The sequence below is a fragment of the Acidovorax sp. BoFeN1 genome, from assembly GCF_003345135.1.
GTDB lineage: Bacteria > Pseudomonadota > Gammaproteobacteria > Burkholderiales > Burkholderiaceae_C > Acidovorax > Acidovorax defluvii.
The window spans coordinates 1-9,108 of record NZ_QOZT01000117.1 but is presented as its reverse complement, the minus strand read 5'-3'; the positions used below and the strand labels follow the sequence as shown (position 1 = coordinate 9,108).

Here is a 9,108-nt window from a genome sequence, read left to right as displayed (position 1 = left end):
GGGTATGGCACAGGGGGCAGGCGGGCTCGTCGGCCTCTTGCGGCGCCGCACCAGCCACCAGGCTGCGGGCCACCGCCTGCTCGAAGCGCTGCACCAGGCGCAGGGCCTGGGGATGATTGCCCAGGGTGAACCGCCAGAAGGCCAGCCGGGCATCGGGGGCCTGCAGCTCCAGCGTTCCCACCCCGCCATGGTCTTGCAACCGCAGCGCCAGCCCGCCAGACAATGGCCAGGCGCGCCAGGTGGCAGCGCCCGGATCACAGGCCAGAATGCGCTCCGGGGTCAGCACCACCCACCCGGTGGCAAAGCGCAGTTCGGCGCTCAGGTCAACCTGTAACGCGGCCAGCACGTTCTCTTGGGGAGCGAGCATGGCCCGCAAATCGGCCCCTTGGGGGCCAGAAAAGACACCGGAGGCGTCCACAGAATGGTGATGTTGCATACGTTTGGGTTCTCTGCCGCCGGCGACACAAAGCCGCACGCGGTGCAGAAGCCGGAATTTTGACCGAAACCCGAAGCGCCGGAGCAAACGGCTCTCCCCTCCACCCCTTCAATAGCAAAACTCACGCACAACCGGGCGCACAATTGCACTCCCTGTCCGGCCCGCCCGGTGCCCCTGAACCGCTCCGCAACATGGCAAAAATCGACGATATCCAACTGCTCCGCATCAATTACCTGCGCGGCCCCAACATCTGGACCTACCGGCCGGCACTCGAGGTCTGGCTCGACCTTGGTGTTCTGGAAGACCATCCCTCCCACACCATTCCCGGGCTGAACGACCGCCTCACCACCTGGTTGCCGGCGCTGGAAGAGCACCACTGCGGCGTAGGCGAGCGCGGCGGTTTCCTGCAGCGGCTGCAAGAAGGCACCTGGTGTGGCCATGTGCTGGAGCATGTCGTCATCGAGCTGCTCAACCTGTCGGGCATGCCCACGGGATTTGGCCAGACGCGCAGCACGTCGGTGCGCGGCGTTTACCGCATGGTGTTCCGTGCCCGCGACGAGCAGGTGGCACGCATGGCACTGGCACAAGGCCACCGCCTGCTGATGGCCGCCATCAACGATGAACCTTTTGATGTGCCGTCGGCCGTGGCCAAGGTGCGCACCGAGGTGGACGACCGCTACCTGGGCCCCAGCACCGCGTGCATCGTCACGGCGGCCACCGACCGCGGCATCCCGCATATCCGCCTGAACGACGGCAACCTGGTGCAGCTGGGTTACGGGGCCCGCCAGCGCCGCATCTGGACGGCCGAGAGCGAATTCACCAGCGCCATTGCCGAGGGCATCGCCTCCGACAAGGACCTCACCAAGAGCCTGCTCAAATCCTGCGGTGTGCCCATCCCTGACGGCCAGGTGGTCAACAGCCCTGAAGAGGCCTGGGAAGCCGCCGAGGACATCGGCCTGCCCGTCGTGGTGAAGCCCTCGGACGGCAACCATGGCCGTGGCGTGACACTGGACCTGCGAAAGAAGGAAGACATTGAGGCGGCCTACCACGTCGCCTACCCCGAAGGCAGTGACGTGATGGTGGAGCGCTTCATCCTGGGTGATGAACACCGCCTGCTGGTGGTGGGCGGCAAGCTGGTGGCAGCGGCGCGGGGTGAAGTAGTGTCCATCACCGGCAATGGCCGGTCCACCGTCAAGGAACTGATCGACACCCAGCTCAACTCCGACCCACGCCGGGGCTACGAAGAAGAATACCCGCTCGAAATCATCGACCTGGCAACCGACACCAAAGTGCAGCTCGAACTCAAGCGCCAGGACCTGGGCGCAGACTCCGTGCCCGTCGCGGGCCGCCAGATCGTGGTGCAGCGCAACGGCAACGTGGCCGTGGATTGCACCGACGACGTGCATCCCGAGGTAGCCTACATCGCCGCGCTGGCCGCCAAGGTGGTGGGGCTGGACATCGCCGGTATCGACATGGTGGCGCAGGACATCTCCCGCCCGCTGCACGAACAAGGCGGCGCCATTGTGGAAGTCAACGCCGGCCCCGGCCTGCTCATGCACCTCAAGCCCGCGGAGGGCGCGCCCCGGCCCGTGGGCCAGGCCATCGTCGAGCACCTGTTCCCCGCAGAAGAACACCAAGACGATGACACCGTCGGCCGCATCCCGGTGGTGGGCGTGGCCGGCACCCGGGGCACCGCCACCATTGCACGCCTGGTGGCCTGGCTGCTGCACCTGGGCGGGCGTCACACCGGTCTGGCCTGCCGAGATGGCCTTTTTCTGGACCGCCGCTGCGTGGAATCCGCAGACAGCGCCCACTGGGAGGCGGCCCACCGCATGCTCATGAACCGCATGGTGCAAGCGGCCGTGATTGAAAACGACGCCCGCACCATCCTGCGCGACGGGCTGGCCTACGACCGCTGCCAGGTGGGCGTGGTCACCGACATGGACGGCGCAGAAAACCTGGCCGAATTCGACATCCAGACCCGTGAGCAGATGACCAAGGTGCTGCGCACGCAGGTGGATGTGGTGCTGGACGGCGGCGCCGCCGTGCTCAACGCTGCCGACCCACAAGTGGCCGATCTCGCCCCGCTGTGCGATGGCGACGTGGTGCTGTACGCACAAGACGCCAGCCTGCCCGCCATCGTGGAACACCGCGCCCGCGACCATGGCCGGGCCGTGGTGGTGCGCAACAACCGCGTGGTACTGGCCACGGGCAGCGCGGAGCATGTGCTGGGCACGCTGTCCGAGCTGACTTTCGGGCGCAACGCCATCGTGCCCGACACCGATGCCCTGCTGGCCGCAGTTGGCGCCGCCTGGGCGCTGGACATTGCCCCCGACCTCATCGGCGCCGGGATCAAGACTTTCGAGCCCGAACTGCCGTCCGTGAGCACCCTGCCCACCTGATGCCAACCCGTTGTTGATTCCATCGCCCTCGAACTGACCGGGGCCTGCCAGCCCTGATGGACCACAGAAAGACACTTTCATGGATGTATCTCGCACCCGGGCCCTGCGCGGCCCCAACCTCTGGAGCCGCCACATGGCCATCGAGGCCGTGGTGGCATGTGCCGAATCCGAACGCGCCATCGCCCAGATGCCCGGCTTTGAGGCCCGGCTGCGGGCCCTGTTTCCGGCCATCGGCATGTTGCACCCCGAAGGCGGCAGCGGCGATGTCTCGCTCGCCCATGTGCTGCAAACGGCAGCGCTGGCCCTGCAGGCTCAGGCCGGCTGCCCGGTGACCTTTGCCCGCACCACCGCCACGATCGATCACGGCGTGTACCAGGTGGTCGTGGAATACAGCGAGGAAGCGGTGGGCCGGCAGGCCTTTGAAGATGCCCAGCGCCTCATCAACGCCGCGCTGGGCCAGGGCGACTTCGATGCCGAAGCCGCCATTGCCGACCTGCGAGAGCTGGACGAAGACGAGCGCCTGGGCCCGAGCACCGGCGCCATCGTCGATGCCGCCGTGGCGCGCGACATTCCGTTTCGCCGCCTCACCCGCGGCAGCCTGGTGCAGTTTGGCTGGGGTTCCAGGCAGCGCCGCATCCAGGCCGCCGAAATCGATTCGACCAGCGCCGTCGCCGAATCCATTGGCCAGGACAAAGACCTCACCAAGCGCCTGCTGCACGCGGCCGGCGTGCCGGTGCCGCTGGGCCAGCCCGTGGATACCGTGGAAGAGGCCTGGGAAGTCGCCCTCAAGGTCGGCTTGCCCGTGGTGGTGAAGCCGCAAGACGGCAACCAGGGCAAGGGCGTCACGGTCAACATCACCGACCGCGCCCAGCTCGAAGAAGCCTACAAGAACGCGGCCGACTACGGCACCGTGATGGTCGAGCGCTTTTTGCCCGGCCACGATTTCCGCCTGCTGGTGGTGGGCGACCAGCTGGTGGCCGCCGCCCGGCGTGAGCCGCCCCAGGTGCTGGGCGACGGCCAGCACACCGTGCGCGAGCTGGTGGACCAGGTCAACCTCGACCCGCGCCGTGGCGAAGGCCACGCCACTTCGCTCACCAAGATACGCCTCGATGACATTGCCGTGGCCCGCCTGGCCATGCAGGATTTGACGCCCGATTCGGTGCCCTCCAAGGGCCAGCGCGTCATCCTGCGCAACAACGCCAACCTGTCCACCGGCGGCACCGCCACCGATGTGACCGATGACGTGCACCCCGAAGTGGCCGCCCGCGCCGTGGCCGCCGCCCAGATGGTGGGCCTGCACATCTGCGGCGTGGACATGGTGGCCGAAACCGTGTTGCGCCCGCTGGAAGAACAAGGCGGCGGCTTTGTGGAAGTGAATGCCGCCCCCGGCCTGCGCATGCACCTGGCCCCCAGCTATGGCAAGCCCCGCAACGTGGGCCAGGCCATGGTGGACCGCCTGTTCGCCCATGGCGACAACGGCCGCATTCCGGTGGTGGCCGTCACCGGCACCAACGGCAAGACCACTACCGCACGCCTGATCGCCCACCTGTTCACGGCCCAGGGCATGCGCGTGGGCATGACCAACACCGATGGCGTGTATGTGAACGGCCGCCAGATCGACAGCGGCGACTGCAGTGGCCCCAAGAGCGCCCGCAACGTGCTGCTGCACCCCGAGGTAGACGCGGCGGTGTTCGAAACGGCCCGTGGCGGCATCTTGCGCGAAGGCCTGGGTTTTGACCGCTGCCAGGTGGCCGTGGTCACCAACATCGGCGCGGGCGACCACCTGGGGCTGAACTACATCACCACGGTGGAAGACCTGGCGGTATTGAAGCGCGTGATCGTGCAGAACGTGGCCGCCACCGGTTATGCCGTGCTCAACGCCACCGACCCCATCGTGGCGGCCATGGCCTCGTCTTGCCCAGGCAAGATCATCTTTTTTGCCAGCGACCGCCACCACCCCGTGATGGCCACGCACCGCGCCCAGGGCCACCGCACCGTGTATGTGGACGGCGACTCCGTGGTGGCCGCAGAAGGCTCGTGGCGCGAAACCATCCACCTGCGCGACGTACCCATCACGCGCAACGGCAAGATCGGTTTTCAGGTCGAAAACGTCATGGCCAGCGTGGCGGCCGCCTGGGGCGCTGGCCTGCCCTGGCAGACCATTCGCCGCGGTCTTTCGGGCTTTGTGAATGACAGCGACAACGCCCCGGGCCGCTTCAACCTCATGGACTTCAAGGGCGCCACGGTGATTGCCGACTACGGCCACAACCCCGACGCCATGCGCGCCCTGGTCGCCGCCGTCGATGCCCTGCCCGGCCAGCGCCGCAGCGTGGTCATCAGCGGTGCCGGCGACCGGCGTGACGAAGACATCCGCGAGCAGACCGTGATCCTCGGCGCGGCCTTTGACGACGTGATCCTGTACCAGGACGCCGCCCAGCGCGGCCGCGGCGATGGCGAAGTGATGGCGCTGCTGCGTGAAGGCCTTGCCGGCGCAGCCCGCACCAGGCATGTCGAGGAAATCCGGGGCGAGTTCATTGCCATCGACACTGCCCTGGATCGCCTGCAGCCGGGCGACCTGTGCCTGGTGCTGGTGGACCAGGTGGAAGAAGCCCTGGCGCACCTGGCCCGGCGCTGCGCCGAAGCGGGAGTGGCCGCATGATGGCCGCGCGCCGATGGGCAGGTCGGGCGGCTGTGGCCGGGGGCCTGCTGGCCTCCACCCTGCTGTCAGGCGCTGCGCTGGCCGCTTCCGGTGAAAAAATCGGCACTGTGGACACGGCCTTTCAGTGGATCGGACGCGACCACGACATCATCGTGGAAGCCTACGACGACCCCGGCGTGCAGGGCGTGACCTGCTATGTCTCGCGCGCGCGCATCGGGGGCGTCAAGGGCACGCTCGGCCTGGCCGAAGACCGCGCAGAGGCATCGATCGCCTGCCGCCAGGTAGGTGCCATCAGCATCCCTGAGCCGCTCAAGAAGCAGGAAGAAGTGTTCAGCGAGCGCATGTCGATCCTGTTCAAGCGCCTGCGCATCGTGCGCATGGTGGACCCGGCGCGCAACACGCTGGTCTACCTCACCTATTCGGAAAAGCTGATCGACGGTTCGCCCCAGAACAGCGTAACCGCCGTACCGGTGGACCGCGCCACGCCGATTCCGCTGCGCAAGTGAACCGGCGGGCGCTATGCCGGAGCAGCCCTTCAACGCCTTTCATCCTGGGCTAGTCGAAGGGCCTGCCCCTTGCATGCAGGCGGTAACAAACCCAGCCTTTGAGGATGGATCACGCACTGGTTCACATGGGGCACCCGGCTGGTTTTTTAATGAAATCAGCCTCTAGCCCTTACCCTTAAAGCGCTAACAGCTATTAACTTAATAGCAAATCAACCTCATCAACCCTGCGCCGCAATCTGGCGCAGCGCCTGTACGAACACCTCCACCGGCTGCCCGCCCGAGATCAGGTGGCGGTCGTTGATGATGATCGCGGGCACCGAGTGAATGCCCTGCTGCTGATAGAACTGCTCGCGCTCGCGCACCTCGGTGGCATAGCGGTCTGAGGCCAGCAGCTCGCGGGCGGCATCGGGGTTCAGCCCCACCTCGCCCGCCACCCGCACCAGCACTTCGTGGCTGCTGGGGTCCTGCCCATCGGTGAAATACGCCGTGAACAGCGCATGTTTGAGCGCTCGCTGCAGGCCGTGCTCTTGCGCCCAGTGCAGCAAGCGGTGCGCATCAAAGGTGTTGTAGATGCGGCTGCGCTTGTCCATGCCGAAGGTGAATCCCAGCTCGGCACCGCGCGCGGCAATGGATTCGCGGTTCTTCTGGCTCTGCTCGGGCGAGGCGCCGTACTTTTCGTGCAGGTGCTCGCCAATGTCCTGGCCTTCCGGTGCCATCTGCGGGTTCAGCTCGAAAGGCTGAAAGTGCAGGTCGACCGCGACTTCATCCTTGAGCCTGTCTGCCGCCTGCTCCAGCGCCTTGAGGCCGATGATGCACCAGGGGCAGGACACGTCAGAGACGAAATCAATCTTGATGGCAGTGGGCGTGGCAGTCATGGCAAAGTGGCTCCGGCGGGCAAAAGCTGCATGGTAGTGACTCGGCAATGCCTGCGCCGCCAGCGGGGCACTGCGGCTACAGGCGAGGTATTTGCAGCGCCTGGTTGTGCCACGCCATTGCCTGGCACCCGCCCACAATTCCACACAAACTGTGGCGTTGAAACAAGCTTGCCTAGACTGCATCTGTATGAACGGCACTTGCACAGCACCGCGTTGGTGCTGCGCCAAGGCGCTTGCTATCCGCCCCTCACCATTTTTAACGCCGCACGAGACCTGCCACCATGAACCTGGACCAGCAAAAATCCATTCTTACCATTGCCCTTTTGGCCGCATTTGCCGACGGCAGCAAGGACGACACCGAGCGCGAGGAAATCCGCCGCCTGGCCCAGTCGCTGGCTGGCGACGCGGGCATGGCCGACCTGCCGCGCATCTACCAGGACGTGCTGCTGCAGCGCACCAGTGTGCAGGCGGCGGCCAGCGCCTTGGGTGACCCCATGCAGCGCCAGCTGGCCTACGAAATGGCGGTGTGCGTGTGCGATGTGGACGGCCGCCAGACGGCGGCCGAGCGCGACTTTCTGGCCACGCTCAAAACGGCGCTGCAACTCGATGCCCAGCAGACTGCGGCGTTTGACCAGGAAGCCGATGCGCTGGTGGATGTGGCAGAAAAAGCCATCCCGCCCACCCTGCCTGCAGTAGCAGCACCGGGTACCGCGCCCGCTGCCCCCGCCACGGGCACATCGGATGCGGACCTGGACAAATCCATCCTCAACTACGCCCTGCTCAACGGCGCACTGGAGTTGCTGCCGCAGTCGTGGGCGTCGATGGCCATCATTCCGCTGCAGGTGAAGATGGTGTATAGCATTGGCAAGGCCTACGGCGTAGAGCTGGACCAGGGCCACATCAAGGAATTCATCGCCGCCGCCGGGGTGGGCCTGACCTCGCAATACCTGGAGCAGTTTGGCCGCAAGTTGCTCGGTGGCCTCTTGGGCAAGGCAGCGGGCAAAACCCTGGGCCGCATGGGCGGTGCCGCCACCGGCATGGCGTTTTCGTTTGCCACCACCTACGCGCTGGGGCAGGTAGCCCGGCGCTACTACGCGGGCGGCCGGGTGATGAGCACGGCCATGCTGCGCGAAACCTTCCAGAACCTGCTCGGCCCCGCCAAGCAACTCCAGACGCAATACCTGCCGCAAATCCAGCAGAAGGCCGCTACGCTGGACGCAGGGCAGATCCTGGCGATGGTGCGGGGGGCATAAGCAACCCACAGGGCCGAGCCTCGCCCCGCATGATGCTGGGTGGCGGGTGGCGGGGCCGGCGCCATAAGGCTGGAGCCGTTCGCGTTGCACTCGTGAAACGGTTTCACCCAGTGCGAACGGTGCGTGCTGCACCCCATCGGCACCATCAATTTTAATAGCTGCCAGCGCTTTACCTAAAAGGGCTAGCGGCCGTTTTGGCATATATTCCACGGCCCACGCACCTGCACTTCCAACCCGGCGCCTCCCGCAGGGCCCGGCGGCCGCCTCTGCAACTGCGGGCAAGGGCAGCTGCGCCGTTGCAACACCACGGTCAAACCCCGTGGCCTGCGGATCGGCACATGCCAGAATCAGCCATGCACGCCACCACGGAATCTGCAGAAATTACCGCACAGCTGCCGTCGAAACCCCGGTCCGACAGCGCCTTGACGGCCCTTTACAGCGCGGCGCTGGGCCCCGTGCATCTATCCCGCTATCTGCCGATTTTTGCGCGCTTCGATGAGGCGGGCCGCACCACCACCAGCTGGAACTGGGCCGCCAGCCTGTGCACCCTGAACTGGATGGTGTTTCGCCAGCTGTGGGGCGCGGCGCTGGTGTATGTGGCGGCCGCCGAGGGCGTGGCACTGCTGGTGTTCGGGGTGGGGCGCCCGCTGCTGGAGTGGCCGGAGGCAGTGGAATGGGGCGTGGCGGCGGCGTTTGTACTGCTCAGTTGTGCCGTGCCTGGTCTTTACGGCAATGCCCTGCTGCATGCCGATACCCACAAAAAAATAGCGCGGGCCCTTACCGCCACGCACACCCTCAACGAAGCCTGCGCACTGCTGGCGCGGCAAGCCAGCTCCTGGAAACGGCTCGCCTGGCTGGTGGCTGGCAATCTGGCCTTGGCGCTGGCCGCTGCCGGTGCCTATCTGGCCATGCCTTCCACCGGCACGGCGGGGGCAGACTCTGCCACGCCCGTTGCCCCGATTCGCCCCGTGCCTCTC

At 66.4% G+C, this 9,108-nt stretch carries 5 protein-coding genes and 2 pseudogenes; 5 read left to right on the top strand and 2 right to left on the bottom strand.

From position 1 onward, the window contains the following. A pseudogene (locus DTW89_RS17740) lies at window positions 1–436 on the bottom strand (ABC transporter); the annotation flags it as partial. A gap of 191 nt (window positions 437–627) precedes the next feature. On the opposite strand from DTW89_RS17740, the gene DTW89_RS17735 reads away from it, so the two are divergent. The 3 genes from DTW89_RS17735 (at window position 628) to DTW89_RS17725 (ending at window position 6,003) form a co-directional block, all read left to right on the top strand. Beyond that, window positions 628–2,838: a cyanophycin synthetase gene (locus DTW89_RS17735; RefSeq protein WP_114656888.1), complete on the top strand. Its 2,211-nt coding sequence runs from the start codon at window positions 628–630 to the stop codon at window positions 2,836–2,838. Window positions 2,839–2,917: 79 nt separating this feature from the next. After that, the gene (gene cphA / locus DTW89_RS17730) at window positions 2,918–5,497 is read left to right on the top strand and encodes a cyanophycin synthetase (RefSeq protein WP_114656887.1); all 2,580 of its coding nucleotides are present in this window, start codon (window positions 2,918–2,920) and stop codon (window positions 5,495–5,497) included. Then, window positions 5,494–6,003, top strand: a complete 510-nt coding sequence (locus tag DTW89_RS17725; protein WP_406513507.1) for a CreA family protein — start codon at window positions 5,494–5,496, stop codon at window positions 6,001–6,003. Before cphA ends, DTW89_RS17725 begins: the two co-directional genes overlap by 4 nt. A 218-nt stretch (window positions 6,004–6,221) precedes the next feature. Here the strand turns inward: DTW89_RS17725 and DTW89_RS17720 are convergent, their stop codons facing one another. Further along, window positions 6,222–6,878 (bottom strand): DsbA family oxidoreductase, encoded by a 657-nt coding sequence (locus DTW89_RS17720; RefSeq protein WP_114656886.1) that lies wholly within the window; start codon window positions 6,876–6,878, stop codon window positions 6,222–6,224. A 281-nt stretch (window positions 6,879–7,159) separates the two neighbouring features. Between DTW89_RS17720 and DTW89_RS17715 the strand changes: the two genes are divergently transcribed. Together DTW89_RS17715 and DTW89_RS17710 are read left to right on the top strand one after the other, a co-directional pair. Beyond that, window positions 7,160–8,131: a YcjF family protein gene (locus DTW89_RS17715; protein ID WP_114656885.1), complete on the top strand. Its 972-nt coding sequence runs from the start codon at window positions 7,160–7,162 to the stop codon at window positions 8,129–8,131. 353 nt (window positions 8,132–8,484) lie between these two features. Continuing rightward, a pseudogene (locus tag DTW89_RS17710) lies at window positions 8,485–9,108 on the top strand (DUF2628 domain-containing protein); the annotation flags it as partial.

Excerpts from the sequence above, each read along its gene's own strand:
- DTW89_RS17715 (WP_114656885.1), top strand. The coding sequence starts at position 7,160 with ATGAACCTGGACCAGCAAAAATCCATTCTTACCATTGCCCTTTTGGCC.
- DTW89_RS17735 (WP_114656888.1), top strand. The coding sequence starts at position 628 with ATGGCAAAAATCGACGATATCCAACTGCTCCGCATCAATTACCTGCGC.
- DTW89_RS17725 (WP_406513507.1), top strand. The coding sequence starts at position 5,494 with ATGATGGCCGCGCGCCGATGGGCAGGTCGGGCGGCTGTGGCCGGGGGC.
- cphA (WP_114656887.1), top strand. The coding sequence starts at position 2,918 with ATGGATGTATCTCGCACCCGGGCCCTGCGCGGCCCCAACCTCTGGAGC.
- DTW89_RS17720 (WP_114656886.1), bottom strand. The coding sequence starts at position 6,878 with ATGACTGCCACGCCCACTGCCATCAAGATTGATTTCGTCTCTGACGTG.